This window comes from Paraburkholderia phytofirmans OLGA172, from assembly GCF_001634365.1.
GTDB lineage: Bacteria > Pseudomonadota > Gammaproteobacteria > Burkholderiales > Burkholderiaceae > Paraburkholderia.
Window position 1 is genome coordinate 3,001,932 of record NZ_CP014578.1, and the last position, 19,627, is coordinate 3,021,558.

18 protein-coding genes are annotated in these 19,627 nt (G+C 62.4%); 1 reads left to right on the top strand and 17 read right to left on the bottom strand.

Annotation, left to right across the window (positions count from 1 at the left end; genetic code table 11):
- Positions 1-24: 24 nt before the first annotated feature.
- From hflC to ndk, 12 genes are all read right to left on the bottom strand, one after another.
- On the bottom strand, positions 25-927 hold the full coding sequence (gene hflC, locus AYM40_RS13135) for a protease modulator HflC (protein WP_063496598.1): 903 nt from the start codon (positions 925-927) through the stop codon (positions 25-27).
- Between the two features lie 12 nt (positions 928-939).
- A complete protein-coding gene (gene hflK / locus AYM40_RS13140; RefSeq protein WP_063496599.1) occupies positions 940-2,310 on the bottom strand; it encodes an FtsH protease activity modulator HflK in 1,371 nt (456 codons plus the stop codon).
- A gap of 49 nt (positions 2,311-2,359) precedes the next feature.
- Entirely contained in the window at positions 2,360-3,547 is a 1,188-nt protein-coding gene (hflX, locus tag AYM40_RS13145) for a GTPase HflX (RefSeq protein ID WP_063497996.1), read from the bottom strand.
- 57 nt (positions 3,548-3,604) lie between these two features.
- Complete coding sequence (gene hfq / locus AYM40_RS13150) at positions 3,605-3,841, bottom strand: RNA chaperone Hfq (RefSeq protein ID WP_063496600.1); 237 nt, start codon at positions 3,839-3,841, stop codon at positions 3,605-3,607.
- Positions 3,842-4,008: 167 nt separating this feature from the next.
- Complete coding sequence (der, locus tag AYM40_RS13155) at positions 4,009-5,346, bottom strand: ribosome biogenesis GTPase Der (RefSeq protein ID WP_063496601.1); 1,338 nt, start codon at positions 5,344-5,346, stop codon at positions 4,009-4,011.
- Between the two features lie 430 nt (positions 5,347-5,776).
- The gene (gene bamB / locus AYM40_RS13165; protein WP_063496603.1) at positions 5,777-6,922 is read right to left on the bottom strand and encodes an outer membrane protein assembly factor BamB; all 1,146 of its coding nucleotides are present in this window, start codon (positions 6,920-6,922) and stop codon (positions 5,777-5,779) included.
- Between the two features lie 75 nt (positions 6,923-6,997).
- Positions 6,998-7,627, bottom strand: a complete 630-nt coding sequence (locus tag AYM40_RS13170) for a YfgM family protein (RefSeq protein ID WP_063496604.1) — start codon at positions 7,625-7,627, stop codon at positions 6,998-7,000.
- Between the two features lie 66 nt (positions 7,628-7,693).
- Positions 7,694-9,034, bottom strand: coding sequence for a histidine--tRNA ligase (gene hisS / locus AYM40_RS13175; RefSeq protein ID WP_063496605.1), 1,341 nt, complete (start codon positions 9,032-9,034; stop codon positions 7,694-7,696).
- 47 nt (positions 9,035-9,081) lie between these two features.
- The gene (gene ispG, locus AYM40_RS13180; RefSeq protein ID WP_063496606.1) at positions 9,082-10,386 is read right to left on the bottom strand and encodes a flavodoxin-dependent (E)-4-hydroxy-3-methylbut-2-enyl-diphosphate synthase; all 1,305 of its coding nucleotides are present in this window, start codon (positions 10,384-10,386) and stop codon (positions 9,082-9,084) included.
- Between the two features lie 87 nt (positions 10,387-10,473).
- Entirely contained in the window at positions 10,474-11,631 is a 1,158-nt protein-coding gene (locus tag AYM40_RS13185; RefSeq protein ID WP_063496607.1) for a helix-turn-helix domain-containing protein, read from the bottom strand.
- A 215-nt stretch (positions 11,632-11,846) separates the two neighbouring features.
- A complete protein-coding gene (gene rlmN / locus AYM40_RS13190) occupies positions 11,847-12,998 on the bottom strand; it encodes a 23S rRNA (adenine(2503)-C(2))-methyltransferase RlmN (protein ID WP_063497997.1) in 1,152 nt (383 codons plus the stop codon).
- Positions 12,999-13,204: 206 nt separating this feature from the next.
- Positions 13,205-13,630, bottom strand: coding sequence for a nucleoside-diphosphate kinase (gene ndk, locus AYM40_RS13195; protein ID WP_012433533.1), 426 nt, complete (start codon positions 13,628-13,630; stop codon positions 13,205-13,207).
- 311 nt (positions 13,631-13,941) lie between these two features.
- Here ndk and AYM40_RS13200 point away from each other — a divergent pair, with 311 nt between their 5' ends.
- A complete protein-coding gene (locus AYM40_RS13200; RefSeq protein ID WP_063496608.1) occupies positions 13,942-14,640 on the top strand; it encodes a Bax inhibitor-1/YccA family protein in 699 nt (232 codons plus the stop codon).
- Positions 14,641-14,783: 143 nt separating this feature from the next.
- Here AYM40_RS13200 and AYM40_RS13205 read toward each other — a convergent pair whose 3' ends face one another.
- From AYM40_RS13205 to AYM40_RS13225, 5 genes are all read right to left on the bottom strand, one after another.
- Positions 14,784-15,557, bottom strand: coding sequence for an MBL fold metallo-hydrolase (locus AYM40_RS13205; RefSeq protein WP_063496609.1), 774 nt, complete (start codon positions 15,555-15,557; stop codon positions 14,784-14,786).
- 7 nt (positions 15,558-15,564) lie between these two features.
- Positions 15,565-16,704, bottom strand: a complete 1,140-nt coding sequence (bamC, locus tag AYM40_RS13210) for an outer membrane protein assembly factor BamC (protein ID WP_063496610.1) — start codon at positions 16,702-16,704, stop codon at positions 15,565-15,567.
- Positions 16,705-16,833: 129 nt separating this feature from the next.
- Positions 16,834-17,748, bottom strand: a complete 915-nt coding sequence (gene dapA / locus AYM40_RS13215) for a 4-hydroxy-tetrahydrodipicolinate synthase (protein WP_063496611.1) — start codon at positions 17,746-17,748, stop codon at positions 16,834-16,836.
- Positions 17,749-17,791: 43 nt separating this feature from the next.
- A complete protein-coding gene (locus AYM40_RS13220) occupies positions 17,792-18,403 on the bottom strand; it encodes a class I SAM-dependent methyltransferase (protein WP_063496612.1) in 612 nt (203 codons plus the stop codon).
- A 17-nt stretch (positions 18,404-18,420) separates the two neighbouring features.
- Positions 18,421-19,623, bottom strand: a complete 1,203-nt coding sequence (locus AYM40_RS13225) for a tryptophan--tRNA ligase (protein ID WP_063496613.1) — start codon at positions 19,621-19,623, stop codon at positions 18,421-18,423.
- Positions 19,624-19,627: the final 4 nt, after the last annotated feature.

The following is a 19,627-nucleotide window of genomic DNA, read 5'->3' on the forward strand; positions in this document are numbered from 1 at the left end:
CGGATGCCGCGGCGTTTCCGGTTATCAGTGTTTGCGCGGTGCCGCGGGAGCGTCCGGGGCGGCGGCGCCGGTCGGGCTACGCATGAAGCGGAAGAACTCGCTGCTCGGGTCGACCACGATCACGTCGCCTGGCTTGAAGGTGTTCTTGTACGCCTGCATGCTTTGATAAAACTGATAGAACTGCGGGTCGCTGCCGTATGCCTCGGCCGCGATTTCCGCCGCCTTGGCATCGCCCTCGCCCTTGATAGTCTGCGCCTGACGATAGCCGTCCGCGAGAATCGCCTGTTGCTGGCCGACGGCGTCCGCCTTGATCTGGTCGGCCTCGGCCGTGCCCTTCGCACGTTCGTCGGCCGCGGCCTGCTCGCGTGCGGCGATCATCCGCTTGTAGACCGAGTCGGCCATCGCCGCCGGGAAATCGACCCGCGTGAGTTGCACGTCGAGCACCGACACGCCCAGCGATGCCGCGGCTTTGTCCATCGCGCCGCGTGCTTCGTCGGCAACGGCCTGTTGCTTCGCAAGCGCGTCGGTCAGCGTGACCTTGCCGAACGCGTCGCCGAGCGCGCTGCGCGACAGCAGCGCCAGGCGGTCCGACAGGCTTTGCACATCGCCCTTGGTTTCGGCGAGCAGCTTCAGCGGATCGGTCACACGGTATTTGATGACCGGGTTGGCCAGCAGATCGGTTTTGTCCGACGTGACATAGCGATCTTCATCCGGCGCGTCGAGCGACTGGATGCGGTTATCGACCAGCGTGACCGTTTGCAACGGCGGCGGCAGCTTCACGTGCAGGCCTGGGCCGAGCAAAACGGGCGCGGTATCGCCATGCGAGGACAGCACAGCCAGATGCCGCTGGTCGACCACGAATACCGTCGACGACGCGGCAAACAGCACGATGACTAAGGCAACGACGAGCGCAATGATCTTGTTCATGGTGTGCGCTCCTTATTGAACGTCGTCTTCGCGCATACGGCTGCGGAAGGAGTCGCGTGAACGGAGTGCGTCGCTGCTGGCTGCAGCCTGGCTGGCAGGCGTCGAGACCGCGGCGGGTGCGGAAGCAGCGGCAGACGGTGCAGCAGCGCTGCTCGCGGCTTGCGGAACGGCTGCACCTGACGCAACGGCGGTGCCAGAAGCGGCAGCAACTTCAGCAACGCGCTGGCGAGTCTGCTCGACCAGCTTGTCGAGCGGCAGATACAGCACGTTATTGCCGCTCTTGCTGTCCACAAACACCTTGGTCGTATTCGAATAGATCTGCTGCATGGTTTCCAGGTACATGCGCTCGCGAATCACAGCAGGCGCTTTCGAGTACTGCGCGTAGACCTGCTTGAAGCGCTCGGCATCGCCTTGCGCCTGCGCCACGGTCTTGTCGCTATACGTTTTCGCTTCGTCGATCTGGCGCGCGACGTCGGTTTGCGCGCGCGGCAGCAGCTCGGCGGCATAGGCCTGCGCCTCGCGCTTGGCGCGTTCGTTGTCCTGACGCACTTTGGCGGCATCGTCGAAAGCGGCTTGCACCTGGTCGGGCACCTGCACGCCCTGAATCGTGACACCGGTCACGGCAAGGCCGGACTGGTATTCATCCAGGGATTGCTGAATCGACGCCATCAGTTGCCGGCGAATTGCTTCGCGGTCCTGATAGAGGATGTCGTTGGTGCTGCGAGCGCCAACGATGCTGCGCACCGCCGCCTGCGCGGCCTGCATGACGCTCTGATCGGGATCGACGCTGCGGAAGAGATAATCAGTCGGCTTGCTCACCTGGTATTGCACGGAAAACCGCACGTCGACGATATCGGCGTCGTGCGTGAGCATCGACGCGTCCTTCACGTTGGCGAGACGCACCACGTTGTTACGGCCAATCTCCACCTGGCGGATCTGGCCGATATTGACGAGCTCATGCGCTTCGAACGGATACGGCAGGCGCCAATGCACACCCTGCCCCGCAGTGTAGCGATACTTGCCGAACTGCATCACCACGCCGGCCTGGCCATCTTGCACGACGAACACGCCACTGCCGAGGTAGATCGCAATCAACACGCCGATCACGATGCCCACACCGATGCGCGCGCCGCGACCGTTGTCCGGACGGCCACCGCCCGCACCGCCGCCCTTGCGGCCGAACACCCGGCTCAAACGGCGGTTGAAATCGCGCCACATCTCGTCGAGATCGGGCGGGCCTTCACCGTCCTTGGTCGGCGGACGCTTGGGTTCGTTGGGTCGTTGGCGGTCGCCATTGCCGTCGCCCCGGCCCCAGCGCGGATCGTTCAGTGAAAGCATGGCGCGCATGCGCAGCCAGATACTCCGCTCGTTGTAATCGTTCACCTGTGTTCGTTCACCAGAGTAGACAGCGGGTCAGTGCAATTGGAGCGGGTCAGTGCCCGAGTTCTGAGACCTTGCGGTCCTCGCGTGGTGCTGCCGACCGGTCTTCTTCCGACAGATCGACCAGCGTATCGGAGAGAGGTTCGGCAGTAGCGATTTCAGCGATGGCAGCGCGCAGTGTATCCAGCCCCTGCCCCGTGCGCGCGCTCAAAAAGACGCGCGAAATATTACCATACTCATCCCGCTCGACCGCGTCGCCACGGGCCGCCAACTCCGGCACGGCGTCGATCTTGTTGAACACCAACACCTGGCGAATTGTGTCCGCACCGATGGCGTGCAACACCTCGTTCACCTGATCGATCTGATCGAGGCGCACGGCGCTCGACGCGTCGACCACATGCAGCAGCAGGTCGGCGTGGATGGTTTCCTCGAGCGTGGCGCGGAAAGCCGCCACCAGTTGGTGAGGCAGTTCGCGGATGAAACCGACTGTGTCGGACACCACCACCTGGCCGGCTTCGTCGCCGAGATAGACACGGCGGGACGTGGTATCCAGCGTGGCGAATAGCTGGTCGGCGGCGTACGCCTGGGCCTTCGTCAGCGCATTGAAAAGTGTGGATTTGCCCGCGTTCGTGTAGCCGACGAGCGACACGGACATCGTCTGATTGCGGCTGCGCGCGCGGCGCTGCGTGCCGTGCTGACGGCGCAGTTTTTCGAGGCGGGTTTTGAGCGCCTTGATGCGCTCGCCGATCAAACGGCGGTCGGTTTCGAGCTGCGTTTCACCGGGACCGCGCAAACCAATACCGCCTTTCTGGCGTTCAAGGTGGGTCCATGCGCGGATTAGCCGCGTCGATAGATACTGCAACTGCGCGAGCTCCACCTGCAGCTTGCCTTCGTGGCTGCGGGCGCGTTGCGCAAAAATATCGAGAATCAGGCTGGTGCGATCGATCACGCGGCGGTTAAGCGCCTGCTCCAGATTGCGCTGCTGCGCAGGCGCCAGAGCGTGATTGAAAATGACGAGTTCGATGTCGTTCGCCTCACAGGCAAGACGCAATTCTTCGGCCTTGCCGCTGCCGACGAACATCTTGGCATCGGGACTGGACCGGCGCCCCGTGAGGGTGACTAAGGGATTCGCGCCCGCGCTTTGCGCGAGCAGGCTGAGTTCTTCAAGGCTGGCTTCGAAATCGATCTTACCGAAGTCGATGCCGACAAGCGCTGCATTGATCAAATTGGACGGTATCAAAATGAGGCGGCCGGGAGTAATCGCCAACGGGCGACGCTACGCCGGCCGCGACGGGGGTTAGGACTGTTCGGTATCCGGGTGGAAATTCACCGGACGCGCAGGCACGACCGTAGAAATTGCGTGCTTGTAAACCATCTGGGTGACCGTATTCCGGAGCAACACGACGTACTGGTCGAACGATTCGATGTTCCCTTGAAGCTTGATGCCGTTGACCAAGTAGATCGACACCGGCACATGCTCTTTACGCAGTGCGTTCAAAAACGGGTCTTGTAACAATTGCCCTTTGTTGCTCATAGCAAACTCCGTATTTTTTTGCAGGTTGACTGAATCGACGACGAAGGAAAAAGAGATCCGCCGTCAACCGCTACACTATAGCCGATTTTCATTCTTGCGCGAGCGGGCTGGCCAGCCGGCCAAACCCAGCACACACGCGGGTTTCAGCCTGGGTTTCAGCCTGGGTTTCAGCCTTTGTCCGCGTAAGGGTTCGTCGACGATCTGAACTCTATGCGCAATGGAGTCCCAGTCAGCTTGAAAGTTTCCCTGAAGCGGTTTTCGAGGTAGCGTTTGTACGTTTCGGTGATCGCATCGAGCGCATTACCGTGAATCACGATGATCGGCGGATTCTGTCCGCCCTGGTGCGCGTAACGCAATTTCGGGCGCACCGGACCGCGTCGGCGCGGTTGCTGGAATTCCACTGCCTCGATCAGCGCGCGCGTCAACTTCGGCGTCGGCAGCTTGGCCATGGCGGCGGCGTAGGCGTCGTCGACCGAGCGCATCAGCGGGCCGATTCCGGTTTTTTCCGCAGCGGAAATGAAGTGGAATTTGGCGAAATCGAGAAATTTTAGTTTGCGCTCGATGTCTGCCTTGGTGCGCTCGCGCACATGCGAATCGAGTCCGTCCCACTTGTTCACGCCGACGACCAGCGCACGGCCCTGCTCCACCACGAAACCGGCAATGTGCGCGTCCTGTTCGGAAATATCCTGTTGTGCGTCGAGCAGCAGGATCACGACGTTCGCGTCCGAGATCGACTGCAGCGTCTTCACCACCGAGAATTTCTCGATCGCTTCGAATACCTTGCCGCGGCGACGCAAACCGGCCGTATCGATCAGCGTGTAGGGCTTGCCCTGACGCTCGAAGTCAACGTAGATCGAATCGCGCGTGGTGCCCGGCATGTCGAACGCAATCACGCGCTCTTCGCCCACCAGCGCGTTGATCAAGGTCGACTTGCCGACGTTCGGCCGGCCGACGATCGCGATCTTCACGCCGTGCGCCTGCTTTTCCTCGTCGCTCTCTTCCGGCTGCCCGGCGTACGCGACACCCAGCGCCTCATTGATCATTTCGGTGACACCGTCGCCGTGCGCCGCCGAAATTGCGCGCGGGTCGCCGAGACCGAGTTCGTAGAAGTCGGCGGCCACCGTGGTGTACTTCATCCCCTCCGCCTTGTTGACGACGAGGAAGATCGGCCGGCCGGTCTTGCGCAGGTAGTCGGCAATCGTCTTGTCCTGCGGCGCGAGGCCGTTGCGGCCGTCGACGATGAACACGACGACGTCGGATTCCTCGACCGCCTGGCGGGTTTGACGCGCCATCTCGTGCAGGATGCCTTCTTTCGCGACCGGCTCGAAGCCGCCGGTATCGACGACCAGATACGGCCGGTCGCCGGCGCGCCCCTCGCCATAATGGCGATCGCGGGTGAGACCGGGCAGGTCGGCAACCAGCGCATCACGCGTGCGCGTGAGACGGTTGAAAAGCGTGGATTTCCCCACATTGGGGCGCCCAACCAGGGCAATAACGGGTTTCATCAGATGTTGTTCACGGTGAAACGCGGGATCGAAATCGACCGCCCGCGTAGCGACGCCATGCGGCCGCTACACGGCAGCGTTTGACGAAAATTATCACGAATTCGGCCAGCTCCGGCTGCGCTGTCAATATGCGCACCCAAAGCGGACGAGAGTTTGGCTGTTTGGGGCAGCGCCAATGGGCCGCCAGGTTCAGTCTTTCTTGCCCGACGGCCCGCACGCCAATCCGATACGATTCTCTGCGTATCGACCAAGGTGCCGTCGAAGGTGGCGCCGCAAGCAGCCACCGATGGCCACATGGGCCGTTTCTGATCCGACTTGCCGGACCAGCCAGTCCGGCGGAATTCTTCTAGTTACTCTGCTTCTGCTGCACAACAAAAACGCGTGCGGCCGGCAAAGCCGGCCTGCACGCCTGACCACCCAGCCTGCGCGATTAGCGCGGGCGGTAGCCGTACAGGTCGCCGTCGTGCGTCAGGACGACCAGCGTCTCGCCGGCCAGCACCGGCGCTGCGGTAATCGGGCTGCCGTCGGTCTTCACACGGGCCAGGAGCGTGCCGTCGTCGCGCGACAGGAAATGCACGTAACCCTGATAGTCGCCCAGCACGGCAGCGTGACCCAGTATGAATGGGACGCTGAGGTCGCGGTTCTTCAGCTTGTCGTTCTTCCAGAGCGGCGCGCCACTGTTGGCATCGAATGCCGACACCACCGACCAGTCGTCGGCCGCCACCACGGCGCGGTCGTCCTGCGCGAGGCCGCTCGTGCTCGAGAACGCCTTTTCCCACAGCGCGCGGCCCGAGTTCGCATCGAAGCAGCCAATCTGGCCCTGGAACGTCACCGCGCAGGTTTCCGAACCGATCAGCGTGGGCGGACCCGTCACGTCATTGATGCGCTCCACTTCCGTGACGCCCTTCGGATACGACACCGGCGTCTGCCAGTAGTTGTCGCCGGTCTGCAGGTTGATCGCGGCGAACGCGCCACCCGGGAAGCCCGCCAGCACAGCCGCGTCGCCCGCGAACGTCATGCCCGACGAGACGCGCAGATTGAGCGGCACCGCGCGGTTGCGGTAGTTCCACTTCTGCTCGCCGGTTTGCGCATTGAACGCGACGATCTGACCGTCGACCGTACGCACCACCACGAGGCCGTTGCCGACCAGCGGCGGCGAGATGATTTCACCAGGCGCCTTGGCGGTCCACAATTGCTTGCCGTCCGCGCCGAGCACGTAGACGTCGCCCTTCAGGCCGCCGACCGCCGTGAGCGTGCCGTCGCTGCCGACACCTGCGGACAGGTCCTCATGCAGCTTGACGCGCCAGATGTCCTGGCCGGTTTGCGCGTCGATCTTGGCAACCGAGCCGTTCGCGCCAGCCGCGTACACCGCGTTGCCGACCGCGACCGGCGAGAACAGATAACGACCCGACTTGCCCACGCTGGCCTTCCACGCCTGCTGCACGTCGAGCACGGGTTTGAACTCGGTGAGCGGCGTCGGCACGCGGCGCTCGTCTTTCGTGGATGAGCAAGCCGCCATGGTGAGGACGGTCATCGCACAGGCAACGGGCACAGCGTAACGTTTCAGCAGATTCATCGGTGGACGAAGCATTCAGGAAATTAATTAAAGGAGACCGGTTGGTCGTGTCATGCGGCGCGCTGCATGCGGCAATTAGCCGCCCAGCGCGTCCAGCTTGAACTGAATCAACTGGCGTGCCGAGCTATCGTTTTTCGACAGCGAGTCGAGCGCAAGCTTGTAGGCCGCGCGCGCATCGTCACGCTTGCCCTCTGCAGCGAGCAGGTCGCCGCGCCCGTTTGCCACAACACTCTTGAACGCATCGGACTGCGGCTCGGCGAGCAGTGCGAGACCCTGGTCGTAAGCCTTGTCGTCGAGCAGCAGCGAAGCCAGACGCAGCTTGGCGATCTGCTTGAACTCGTCATCTTTTGCGTGATCGATGGTCCATTGCAGCTGGGCCTTCGCGGCGCCTTCGTCACCCGCGGCGTACAGCGCCCTGGCTGCGCCCAGCGCGGTCATCTGCGCATACGCGGTACGGCTGAACTTGTCTTCCATGTCGGTGGCGACGCGTGTGATCTTCGCCTTGTCGCCCGATGCAACGGCTTGCTGCACCTGGTCGTACAGCACCGCGGCTTCCGCCGCCTGACGACGCTGCCAGAAATTCCAGCCGTTCCAGCTGGCAGCGGCAACCAATGCCACCAGCACGATCCACGTGGTTGCATTGCCCCACTGCGTCCACCATGCCTTCAGACTTTCAATCGATTCTTGTTCGTCGTGGTAACTCATCGCCCGGCGATTTCCTCATTCTTGATACGTGTGCGTGTCGAGCCAGGAGGCTCGACGACATCGCGATCAGTCGTCGCCGTCTTCGGCGGTTGCAACCATCGCATTGATTAGAAATTCGGTCAAGTCTTCGGCGGGCACGTTATGTTGCTCGTTTTTACCGCCGTTAGCGGCTGTATCGCGCAGCGGCTTGACGCCGACCGTACCGTTGGCGATCTCGTCTTCGCCAAGGATCACCGCGAATGCCGCGCCGCTCGCGTCGGCACGCTTCATTTGCGACTTGAAGCTCGCCGTCTGACCGTCCGCGCTGCAATGCAGGATCACGTCGAGGCCGGTATCGCGCAAACGCTCGGCGATGATAAAGGCCTGTTCGCGCGCCGCGTCGCCCTGATGGACCACGTACACGTCGCAACCTTCGTCTTCCGGCACGAGCTGTTCTTCTTTCAGCAACTCGAGGATACGCTCGACACCCATTGCCCAGCCGCACGCACCAGTCGGTTTACCGCCGAGCTGTTCGATCAATGGATCGTAACGGCCGCCGGCCGCGACCGTGCCTTGCGCGCCGAGCTTGTCCGTTACCCATTCGAACACGGTCAGATTGTAATAATCGAGACCACGCACGAGACGCGGATTGATCGTGAACGGAATGTTGTTCGCCTTCAGAATGCGCTGCAGGCCTTCGAAGTGCGCTCGCGATTCTTCGCCGAGAAAATCAATCAGCCTGGGCGCGTTCTGCGCGACTTCCTGCATCGCCGGATTTTTCGTGTCGAGCACGCGCAGCGGGTTCGTGTACAAACGGCGCTTCGCCTCTTCGTCGAGCACGTCCATATGCTTTTCGAGGTACGCGATCAACTCGACGCGATGCGCCGCGCGCTCTTCCACGAGACCCAGCGAATTGAGTTCGAGCTTAATGCCCATCAAGCCGAGGTCGTCCCACAGCCGCTGGCACATCATGATGATTTCAGCGTCGGCGTCCGGGCCGGCAAAGCCCAATGCTTCCACGCCGACCTGATGGAACTGCCGATAACGGCCGCGCTGCGGACGCTCGTGACGGAACATCGGGCCGATGTACCACAGACGCTTCGGACCGTCGTACAGCATGTTGTGCTCGATCACCGCACGCACGACAGCCGCCGTGTTTTCCGGGCGCATTGTCAGGTTTTCGCCGTTCAACGAATCTGTGAAGCTGTACATCTCTTTCTCGACGATATCGGTCACCTCGCCGATACCGCGCTTGAACAACTGCGTATGCTCGATGATCGGCGTACGAATATTCTGGTATCCGTACGAACGCAGCATCGACTTGACGGTCGTTTCAAAAAATTCCCACAGCCCGGCTTCCTGCGGAAGGATGTCGTTCATGCCCTTCACGCCGGACAGCTTGTCGAGCTTTTTCTTCTGTTCAGTCATCTGTCTTTGATTGACGGTATTTAGTTGAGTGCTTAGGCGCGGCCAGCTTAGGCGCGGCCATAGCGGCGCTCGACGTAGTCACTCACGATTTGCTGGAATTCTTGCGCGATGTTATCGCCGCGCAGCGTCTTGACCTTCTCGCCGTCGATGAACACCGGCGCGGCCGGATTTTCGCCCGAACCCGGCAAGCTGATGCCGATATTCGCCTGCTTCGATTCGCCCGGACCGTTGACGATACAGCCCATCACCGCCACGTGCATCTTCTCGACGCCAGGATATTGATCGCGCCACACCGGCATCTGCGTACGCAGATAGGTCTGGATTTGCGACGCCAGTTCCTGGAACAGCGTGCTGGTCGTGCGGCCGCAACCCGGGCACGCGATCACCATCGGCGTGAACGAACGCAGGCCCATGGTCTGCAGAATTTCCTGGCCGACAATCACTTCGCCTGTGCGCGGGCCACCCGGTTCCGGCGTCAGCGAGATACGGATCGTGTCGCCGATGCCTTGCTGCAGCAACACCGACAACGCCGCGGTCGACGCCACGATACCCTTCGACCCCATGCCCGCCTCGGTCAGACCCAGATGCAACGCAAATTCGCAACGGCGCGCGAGTTCACGATACACGGCGATCAGATCCTGCACGCCGCTGACCTTGCACGACAGAATGATCTTGTTGCGCGGGAGGCCGATTTCGACCGCGCGCTCCGCCGAGCCGATCGCCGACTGGATCAGCGCCTCGTACATCACGCTCTGCGCTTCCCACGGTGTGGAACGCGCGGCGTTTTCGTCCATCATCTTCGCGAGCAGGTCCTGATCGAGGCTGCCCCAGTTGACGCCGATCCGCACGGGCTTGTCGTACTTCACCGCCGCTTCGATCATTTGCGCGAACTGCGTGTCGCGCTTGGCGCCGTGGCCGACATTGCCCGGGTTGATCCGGTACTTCGACAACGACTCCGCGCACGCGGGGTAATCGCGCAGCAGCAAATGGCCGTTGTAATGAAAATCGCCGACCAGCGGCACCGACACGCCCATGCGGTCGAGCTGCTCGCGCACCGCCGGCACGGCCGCCGCCGCTTCCGGCGTGTTGACCGTGATACGCACCAGTTCCGAACCGGCTTGCGCCAGCTCCTTGATCTGGATCGCTGTGCCGATCGCATCCGCGGTGTCGGTGTTGGTCATCGACTGGACGCGCACGGGCGCATCGCCGCCGATGGTGACGAGCTGTCCGCCCCAACGGACATCGACCGCGTGCGACTTGCGCCGCGCAGCGTGGCCGCCAAATACCGGCTCGTTTGAAACGACCTTGCTACTGGATTGGGATTGAGCTTCGGATTGCATCGAAAAACCCATTTACGCCGCATGCGCCACACAAAAGACGTAGCGCATAAATTGAAAAAGCGCCGCAACCCGGTTGGCCGCGACGCATACCGTATCTAATCAGGGCAACGCGAAGCGCGCCACATTACCCTTGGCTGCCGAATATTTCGACGGATCGACTGGCTGGCCGTCGAGCGTAAGCGACTCGAGACCCACCTTGTTGCCGACCGTGACCTTGAACGGCGCCGCGCCTGTCACTTCCTTCGTATCGCCCGCGTGCACGAGGCCGGAGAACAGCTCCTTGCCGTCCTTGCCACGCACGCTGAACCAACTGTCTTGCGTTACGCGCAACGCGATAATCGCCTCACCCGCGGCCGGCGTTGCGGTTGCCGCAGTTGCCGCAGTTGCCATATCCGCCGCGGCCGATGCGCCTATCGCGGCGACCACCGGCGCGCTCGCGCCTTGCGCCACAGCCTGTGCCTGCGAACCGGCCTTCGGCGCGACCGCTGCTGCCGTGACAGCCGGTGCGGACGACGGCGCCGTACCGGTCGCGAGCGGCGCGGGCATCGGCGTAGCCGACGCTGCGTTATCCGCTGCGGCCTGCGTTTCCGGCGCGGAAGCAGCGTCTTCTGCGGTTGCCTCGGAACCTGCCGCCTGACCCTGCGCCACCGCGCCCGATGCTCCAGTCGCGCCACCCGCGGCGCCGTTAGCGCCCGCCTTCAACCGGGCGAGCCATGCCGACGAATCACCGCCATTGGTATGCCACATGCCGAGCGCAATCACCGCGACGACGACCGCCGCAATGCCCCATAGCCACGAGTGGCTCTTTTGCCCACTGCCGCCAAGCGACAGCGATACGCGGCCACGCGGCAAATCCTTGCCGGACGAAGCCGGCATCGACAGATCCGGCGCCGGCACGCCCTTCTCGCGACGCAACGCCTGCGTGAATGGCGTGGGATCGGCGCCGAGCATCTTCGCGTAGCTGCGCACCACGCCGAGCGCGAAGGTCGTGTCCGGCAAATGGCTAATGTCACCCGATTCGAGCGCATGCAACTTGGTGACGGATACCTTCAGGCGCGCCGACACGTCTTCGATCGTCCAGCCTTTCGATTCACGCAATTGGGACAAGCGCGCGCCAACCGCTGCCAGGGAATCCAAACTGACCAAGCCAGCCAGGCCCGGCTGTACAACAGGCTGCACCACCGCCCGGGCGACTGGCGCCGGATGGCCTTCGTTTGCGTCTGTGTCCTGCGGCTGCGGGTGCTGCGGCTCACTCATCCCAAATCCTTTCGCGTCGATTCTTTTTCACTTGTGCAACCCGGACGGACCAAAGCCTCACGCCCGAATCGCAGACCGTTTATAACAAAATGCGCGGCCTTATGTGCCGCTTCCGATCGCTTCTGCAAACTTTCTTTTCAATCGCGGATGGCGTGGGGGGTTTTACGCACCCCGATAGCGCTCTTCCGAACGCCACGCCCTGCCGCCTCGCGCGATTACACGGCGCGAACCTCGATCACCTTCGCCGCCTTCCCGGTGCGCTCAGCGAGGCGCGTGCGGTCTTTCACCGCACCGGCCAACTGACCACAGGCAGCGTCGATATCGTCGCCGCGTGTTTTACGCACTGTGGTGACGACGCCAGCGTCCATCAGCACTTGTGCAAACCGCTTGATCTGTTCCGGCTTCGAGCGGATGAGGCCCGACTCGGGGAACGGATTGAACGGAATCAGGTTGAACTTGCACGGTACGTCGCGGGTTACGGCCAGCAATTCGCGCGCTTGCGCTTCGCTGTCGTTCACGCCGTCGAGCATGCAATATTCGAACGTAATGAAATCGCGCGGCGCAACCTTCAGATAGCGCTGACAAGCGGCCATCAACTCGCGCAGCGGATACTTCTTGTTCAGCGGCACCAGCATGTCGCGCAGCGGGTCGCTCGGCGCATGCAACGATACCGCGAGCGCCACCGGCAGATCGGCGCCGAGCCGGTCCATCATCGGCACCACACCCGAGGTGGACAGCGTGACGCGCCGGCGCGACAGGCCGTACGCGTTGTCGTCCAGCATCAGACGCATGGCGGGCACCACCGCGTCGTAATTGAGCAGCGGCTCGCCCATGCCCATCATCACCACATTCGTGACGACGCGCTCGCCTTTTCCGTCACCACCCGTGGCGCGGCCGCCGTCCGTGCCGCGCGTCGCGCGCAGCGCGAACTCGGCCATGCGCAGCTGGCCGATGATTTCGCCGGTGGTGAGATTGCGGGAGAAACCCTGTTTGCCGGTCGAACAGAAACGGCAGTTGACTGCGCACCCGGCCTGCGACGACACGCACAGCGTGCCACGCGTTTCTTCGGGGATATAAACGGTCTCAACCGCGTTGCTGTTGCCGACGTCGATCAGCCACTTGCGTGTGCCGTCGGTCGAAATATTGTCGCTGACGATGCCAGGCATCGTGATCGTTGCGCGCCCTTTAAGCTTTTCGCGCAAGGACTTCGCCAGATCGGTCATGCCGTCGAAGTCGGCAGCGTTGTACTGATGGATCCAGCGCTGCAATTGCTTGGCGCGAAACGGCTTCTCGCCCAGGCTGTCGCAATAAGCGACCAGCCCTTGGGCGTCGAGATCGAGAAGGTTGACGGTGGGACTGCTCGTCATATCGAATCCTGCCATTTCAGTGCGAGACTACGTTCATGCAACAAGCTGCATGAACGCAATGCCGTTCGCGCCCATTCCTGCTGCTTTACCTTACTACTTTGCCAGGCTGTTCGTGCGGATTCGTGCGACAAATTCAACGGCTGCACACGAATCGCGCGGATAGCGCCTCTACAACGCGAACCCGCTCAAACCTGGCTCAAACCCGCTTAACGCGAGTAAACGTTCACTTGCGGGAAGAAGAACGCGATTTCAACTGCAGCCGTTTCAGCGGCGTCCGAACCGTGCACCGCGTTAGCGTCGATGCTATCGGCGAAGTCGGCGCGGATCGTGCCCTTTTCTGCCTTCTTCGGGTCGGTTGCACCCATCAGGTCACGGTGCTTCAGGATCGCGTTTTCGCCTTCCAGCGCTTGCACGACCACCGGGCCCGAGATCATGAAATCAACCAGGTCCTTGAAGAACGGACGTGCAGCGTGCACAGCGTAGAACTTCTCTGCGTCAGCGCGCGACAGGTGAACCATGCGCGAAGCCACGATCTTCAGGCCAGCGTTTTCGAAACGGCTGTAGATCTGACCGATCACGTTCTTGGCCACTGCGTCCGGCTTGATAATCGACAGGGTGCGTTCGATCGCCATAAAAACTCCAAAAAATTAAGAGGTTACAGATTCAAATGAATCCGCTATTGTAGCATGTTCCCGTGTATGATTGCGATTGATCCCTTACAGCACTGAAAGACTCCGGGCAGAAGTTCACGAATACTGGTAGCGTAGGCCGTGTGGACATTTTCGGGGTATTGAAACTCCCTGCCGCCGCGCCAATCTTAGGAATGAACACCCTGCGACTGGCGGCAAGCATCCCGGCCGGCGCCGCACTACCCGACGCACAATCTGCTGCACAACCCGCCACACAACCATTACGTAACACGCTTCTGAGGTAAGGAGAGACCATGAACGATCATCCGTATAGCTTTGGCCGCAATGGCGCGGTCAGCACGGTCGAAACACGCAACCGCGTACTACGGAACACCTACTGGCTGCTCGCGCTGTCCATGATTCCGACAGTGCTCGGCGCCTGGGTAGGCGTAGCCACCGGTTTCTCGCTGTTCGCCGCCACCAGCCCCGGCATGAGCATGCTGGCGTTCTTCGCGATCGCCTTCGGCTTCATGTTCGCCATCCAGAAAACCAAAGACAGCGCCATCGGCGTGTTCGTGCTGCTCGGTTTCACGTTCTTCATGGGCCTGATGCTGTCGCGCATCCTGAGCTTCGTGCTCGGTTTTTCGAACGGCCCGTCGCTGATCATGCTCGCCTTTGGTGGCACTGGTGTGATCTTCGCGTCCATGGCAACGATCGCCACGGTCAGCAAGCGTGACTTCTCGGGTCTCGGCAAGTGGCTGTTCATGGGCGTGGTCGTGCTGCTGCTGGCTTCGGTCGCGAACGTGTTCCTGCATCTGCCGGCGTTGATGCTGACGGTGTCGGTGCTGGCAATCGCGATCTTCTCGGCCTACATGCTGTTCGACGTGCAGCGCGTCGTGAACGGCGGTGAAACGAATTACATCACTGCCACCCTCGCGATCTACCTGGACCTGTACAACGTGTTCGTCAACCTGCTCGCGCTGCTCGGCATCTTCGGCGGCAACCGCAACTAAGTCTGATGCAAGGCGCGGCGCCAAAACGCCGGCCTTGAAGAAAAAGCCCATGGCGAGCAATCGTCATGGGCTTCTTTCATTGCATTGCCGGCGTGTCAACAGTGAATCGCCGAGCACGGCGATGCCCGGTAATCAGAGACGGATCACAAGCTCAGCCAAGGGAAGCCTTCATCCTGGGAAGCGACCACCACTTCGGTCGGCGCCGCACCCAGCACACCCGCCATGGCAGCCTGCGCCAGTTCCGGCGAGTTGTTCTGCTGGCTCAGATGTGCGGCCACCAGATGCCGCAAGCGCGAGCGGTCGAGCGAGGCGAGGATTTCGGCGGCCGCCTCGTTGTTCAGATGCCCATGATTGCCGCCGATGCGCGCCTTCAGCGATTGGGGATACCGACTGCCCGCCAGCATCCGCACATCGTGATTGCACTCGAGCACCAGCGCGTCGCAGCCGCTCAGCACCGCGCTGATGTGCGGCGTGGAAGTGCCGACGTCGGTCAGCACGCCAAGCCGGCTCGCACCATTGGAGAGCACGTATTGCAGCGGCTCGCGGGCGTCGTGAGGAACGGTGTAAGGGAGGATGCTCAGGTCGCCGATCGCCACCGCTTCGTCGCCCCACAGTACTTGCAGGTCGACATCGGCTTCGTCGGCACCTACCGCGCGGGCGGTGCCCCAGCTCATGTACAACGGAATCGACCACTTGCGCGCCAGCGTCAGCGCGCTGCCGATGTGGTCGCTATGTTCATGTGTAATCAGAATGGCGTCGAGACCCTCGACGCCCGCGCCGAGCCGCGTCAGACGCCGCTCGACTTCCTTGGCCGAAAAGCCGCAATCAAGCAGAACGCGCGTGGTGGTCGCGCCGCTTTGCGCTTCCACCAGCAAGGCATTGCCTTCACTGCCGCTGCCGAGACTGGCGAAGCGCACAGCCCGCTTAGTTCAGTTGTGCGTGCAGCAACGTCACGATGCGCTGCGCGTCGGACGAGTTATCCACCTGCCCGTTCGCATCCACCACCGCTACCTGCGTCACGGTGTCGCCCTTCGAACGCACATTGACGAGGAATTCCTGACCCGGCTTCTTCGACGAATTGCCACTGTAGAACAGCTTGCCGAAGAGCCCTTCCTTCTTCAGCTCCTGCATCGAGTCTGCGTAACGCACGTAGTAAATACCTTTCGCGCGATCGCGGTTGTCGACGGTAAAGTTCGTGCGGTCGAGCGCGAGACCCACGCGCAGCCATGCGCGGTCGAACGACTCCTGCAGGTCGAGCGTCGATGCGCCTGCACTCTGGTCGATCGTTGCCGGCGCGGTGGCCGGGCGGGCATCGGTCAGGAGTTGCTTCGACTGCGCTTCGGTCAGGCCGAACTTCTGCATCAGCTTGGTCAGGAACAGTGCTTCCAGAGCCGGATCACGCGGACGCTCTTCCCAACGCGAAGACGTCTTGTCCTGACCCGTCAGCATTTCTTCCATCGCGCTATGCGTGATCGAAATGTCCGTGGTGTCAGCCGGGCCGCGCGACACGAGCGTGCGGAAGCTGTCACGGGTGCCTGACGAGTAGGCGAAGTCGATCACCTTGCCGACCGTGCGGCGGAACCAGTCGTCCGGGATATTGGCGCGGTTTTCAGCCCAGTCGGTGGTCATGATGCCGGTAGCCGGTGCATCGGTTTTCAGGGCGAAACCGTTCTCCTGCCAGAACTCCTGCAACTGCGGCCACAGTTGTTCCGGCGTGCGGCCGTCGACTACCAGCCAGCGACGATCGCCGTCACGCTCGATGTGCATGCCCAGCGGGTCTTGCGCATTCGGCTGGCCTTCGGTGGAATTGCCTGCTGCCGTGACCGCGCGTTGCTGCGCGCCGCCCAGCGCCAGATTGGCCGGCGGCGCCACGTAGCGTTGATCGGTCGGCGTCGTGCTCAGATCGCCCGGAACAGCGAGCGCCGGTGCGCTGCCCGCGCCCTTGTAGTTGACGCGGTCGGAGGCGAACCAGTCGTTCAGCGTGTCACAGCCGGCGAGCGTTACCAGGGCAAGCGCCAGCGCCGCCATGCGGGTTGCGTGGAGGGAAAGTGCGGAACGTTTCATGAGGTCCTTCGTGATGCTAAAACGCGGTGCCTGGTTCTGTGTGCCGGGAACGTGGGCTGGATCGACGTCGGTTAAGGGAGTGCCGGTGACAGGCTTTCGTTGACGCTGGGGGTGCCGGGTCGAGCCCGCTTAGCCCAGCAGACCCGCTTCGCGCAGCGCGGCACGCACCACTTCGTGGTATTGCGCGTCGAGCGGCGTGAGCGGCAGGCGGATTCCGCCCTGCACACGACCCAGTTGCTGCAACGCCCATTTCGCCGGAATCGGATTCGACTCGATGAACAGGTTCTTATGCAGCGACAGGAGTTTCAAATGAATTTCGCGGGCGGTCTTCGCGTCTGCGGCAAGCGCGGCTTTGCACAGATCGCTCATCGCGCGCGGCGCGACGTTCGCGGTGACCGAAATATTACCGTGGCCGCCAAGCAGCATCAGCGCGATCGCCGTGGGATCGTCACCGCTGTAGATGCCGAAATGCGCGGGTGCCGACTTGATCAGATGCGCGGCGCGATCGATGTTGCCCGTCGCTTCCTTCACACCAATGATGCCCGGCACCTGCGCGCAGCGCAGAATCGTTTCGTTGCTCATGTCCGCGACCGTACGGCCCGGCACGTTGTACAGGATCACCGGCAGATCGACGGTTTCGGCGATCTTCGCGAAGTGGCGATAGATGCCTTCCTGGGTCGGCTTGTTGTAGTACGGCACGACCTGCAGCGTGGCGTCCGCGCCGACGTCTTTCGCCTGCTGCGTGAGCTCGATGGCTTCAGTGGTGGAATTGCCGCCCGAGCCCGCGATCACCGGAATCCGGCCCGCCGTGTGCTCGACTGCGGTTTTGACCATCAGCACGTGCTCCTCGACCGACAGCGTGGCCGACTCGCCGCTCGTGCCGACCACGACCAGTGCGTTCGTGCCCTCTGCGATATGCCAGTCGATCAGTTTGCGAAACGCCGGCAGATCGAGGCCGCCGTCTTCGAGCATCGGAGTAATGATGGCAGGGATGCTGCCGCGAATCTGAACGCCGCCAGTGCTGGTTTGATTGCCGTTAGTCATGAAACGCCATGAATTTGATCAGGTAAACCGCGATTGTAGCGGATTAACCAGCCAACTCGTAACAAGGCGGAAGTCCCGCCTCTGCGCGCTCGGCTGAGCGATCCGCCTCCATAATTGCGCATATCCGCTGGACGTAAGCCGGGCGCGGCTGCGCGAGAAATCCGTCTTGAAATGCGACCACACGAAGGTGGCCGCGCACCACGTCGAGCAGCTCGCCGGGCGCGAGCAAAAACGCCGGATTAGACGGTTTGCCGACGCTTTCGTTGCCTTGCGCGAAGGTCTCGTAAACCAGTACGCCGCCGGGCGCGAGCGAGCGCAATAGCTGCGGAAACAGCGGCCGGTGCAGGTAATTCGTCACCACGATCGCAGCAAATTCTGCGTCGGCGGGCAAGGGCCATGCGGCGCCTTCGATGTCAGCCGCAAGCGTAGTAATGAGCGGCTCGTCGCGCATGAAGTCTAGCGCGGCCGCATCGCGGTCGAGCGCGGTCACCGGATGACCCCGCGACGCAAAGAACCGGGCGTGCCGCCCTGCGCCCGACGCGACGTCGAGCACCGCGCCGCCCGCCGCGACCAGATGCGCCCATTGGCGCACCCAGCGCGACGGTTCGCCGATTCCGTGCGAGGAACCGTCCGGCAAGGCAACGGGAGTGCTCATCGCGTCAGCGCAGACGATCAGTTGTATGACAGGCCCATCGCCTCGCGGACTTCACGCATCGTTTCCGTGGCGTACTTGCGGGCTTTGTCGCAGCCGTCGGCGACGATCGCGCGCAACAGCGACGGATCGTCCATGTACTTCTGCGCGCGCTCGAGCATCGGCTGCTGCTCGCGCAGAATGCCTTCGATCACCGGCTGCTTGCACTCGAGGCAACCGATCCCCGCCGTTCGGCAGCCCTTCTGCACCCACTCGTGCGTGGCTTCGTCCGTGTAGACCTGGTGCAGCTGCCACACCGGGCACTTGTCCGGATCGCCCGGATCGGTGCGGCGCACGCGGGCCGGATCGGTCGGCATGGTGCGGACCTTCTTCGTGATCGTTTCCGCATCTTCGCGCAGGCCGATCGTGTTGCCGTACGACTTCGACATCTTCTGGCCGTCCAGACCCGGCATGCGCGACGCTTCCGTCAGCATGGCCTGCGGTTCGACCAGAATGATCTTGCGCGAACCTTCGAGGTAGCCGAACAGACGCTCGCGATCGCTCATCGACAGGCTCTGCGATTCCTGCAACATCGCCCGCGCCTGTTCGAGCGCTTCGTCGTCGCCTTCCTGCTGATAGGCGTTGCGCAGCTCGTGATAAAGCTTGGCGCGCTTGCCGCCCAGCTTCTTCGCGGCTTCGTTCGCCTTCTCTTCGAAGCCCGGTTCGCGGCCGTACAGGTAGTTGAAGCGGCGCGCGATTTCACGGGTCATTTCGACGTGCGGCACCTGGTCTTCGCCAACCGGCACGAGCGAGCCGCGGTACAGCAGAATGTCCGCCGCCATCAGCACCGGATAGCCGAGGAAGCCGTAGGTGGACAGATCCTTGTCCTTCAGCTTCTCCTGCTGCTCCTTGTAGGTCGGCACGCGTTCGAGCCAGCCGAGCGGCGTGCTCATGCCGAGCAGCAACGCCAGTTCCGCATGCTCGGGCACCTTGCTCTGGATGAAGAGCGTAGCCTGCGCCGGATCGATGCCCGAAGCGAGCCAGTCGATCAGCACGTCCCACACGTTCTTTTCGATCACTTCGGGTGTTTCGTAGTGCGTCGTCAGCGCGTGCCAATCGACCACGCAAAAGAAACACGGGTATTCGGACTGCAGCCGCACCCAGTTTTTCAGCACGCCGTGATAGTGGCCGAGGTGCAGCGACCCGGTGGGCCGCATGCCGGAGAAGATACGGTCTGGGAACATGGTT

Excerpts from the sequence above, each read along its gene's own strand:
- hflC (WP_063496598.1), bottom strand. The coding sequence starts at position 927 with ATGAACAAGATCATTGCGCTCGTCGTTGCCTTAGTCATCGTGCTGTTT.
- hfq (WP_063496600.1), bottom strand. The coding sequence starts at position 3,841 with ATGAGCAACAAAGGGCAATTGTTACAAGACCCGTTTTTGAACGCACTG.
- der (WP_063496601.1), bottom strand. The coding sequence starts at position 5,346 with ATGAAACCCGTTATTGCCCTGGTTGGGCGCCCCAATGTGGGGAAATCC.
- bamB (WP_063496603.1), bottom strand. The coding sequence starts at position 6,922 with ATGAATCTGCTGAAACGTTACGCTGTGCCCGTTGCCTGTGCGATGACC.
- AYM40_RS13170 (WP_063496604.1), bottom strand. The coding sequence starts at position 7,627 with ATGAGTTACCACGACGAACAAGAATCGATTGAAAGTCTGAAGGCATGG.
- hisS (WP_063496605.1), bottom strand. The coding sequence starts at position 9,034 with ATGACTGAACAGAAGAAAAAGCTCGACAAGCTGTCCGGCGTGAAGGGC.
- ispG (WP_063496606.1), bottom strand. The coding sequence starts at position 10,386 with ATGGGTTTTTCGATGCAATCCGAAGCTCAATCCCAATCCAGTAGCAAG.
- AYM40_RS13185 (WP_063496607.1), bottom strand. The coding sequence starts at position 11,631 with ATGAGTGAGCCGCAGCACCCGCAGCCGCAGGACACAGACGCAAACGAA.
- rlmN (WP_063497997.1), bottom strand. The coding sequence starts at position 12,998 with ATGACGAGCAGTCCCACCGTCAACCTTCTCGATCTCGACGCCCAAGGG.
- ndk (WP_012433533.1), bottom strand. The coding sequence starts at position 13,630 with ATGGCGATCGAACGCACCCTGTCGATTATCAAGCCGGACGCAGTGGCC.
- AYM40_RS13200 (WP_063496608.1), top strand. The coding sequence starts at position 13,942 with ATGAACGATCATCCGTATAGCTTTGGCCGCAATGGCGCGGTCAGCACG.
- bamC (WP_063496610.1), bottom strand. The coding sequence starts at position 16,704 with ATGAAACGTTCCGCACTTTCCCTCCACGCAACCCGCATGGCGGCGCTG.
- dapA (WP_063496611.1), bottom strand. The coding sequence starts at position 17,748 with ATGACTAACGGCAATCAAACCAGCACTGGCGGCGTTCAGATTCGCGGC.
- AYM40_RS13220 (WP_063496612.1), bottom strand. The coding sequence starts at position 18,403 with ATGAGCACTCCCGTTGCCTTGCCGGACGGTTCCTCGCACGGAATCGGC.
- AYM40_RS13225 (WP_063496613.1), bottom strand. The coding sequence starts at position 19,623 with ATGTTCCCAGACCGTATCTTCTCCGGCATGCGGCCCACCGGGTCGCTG.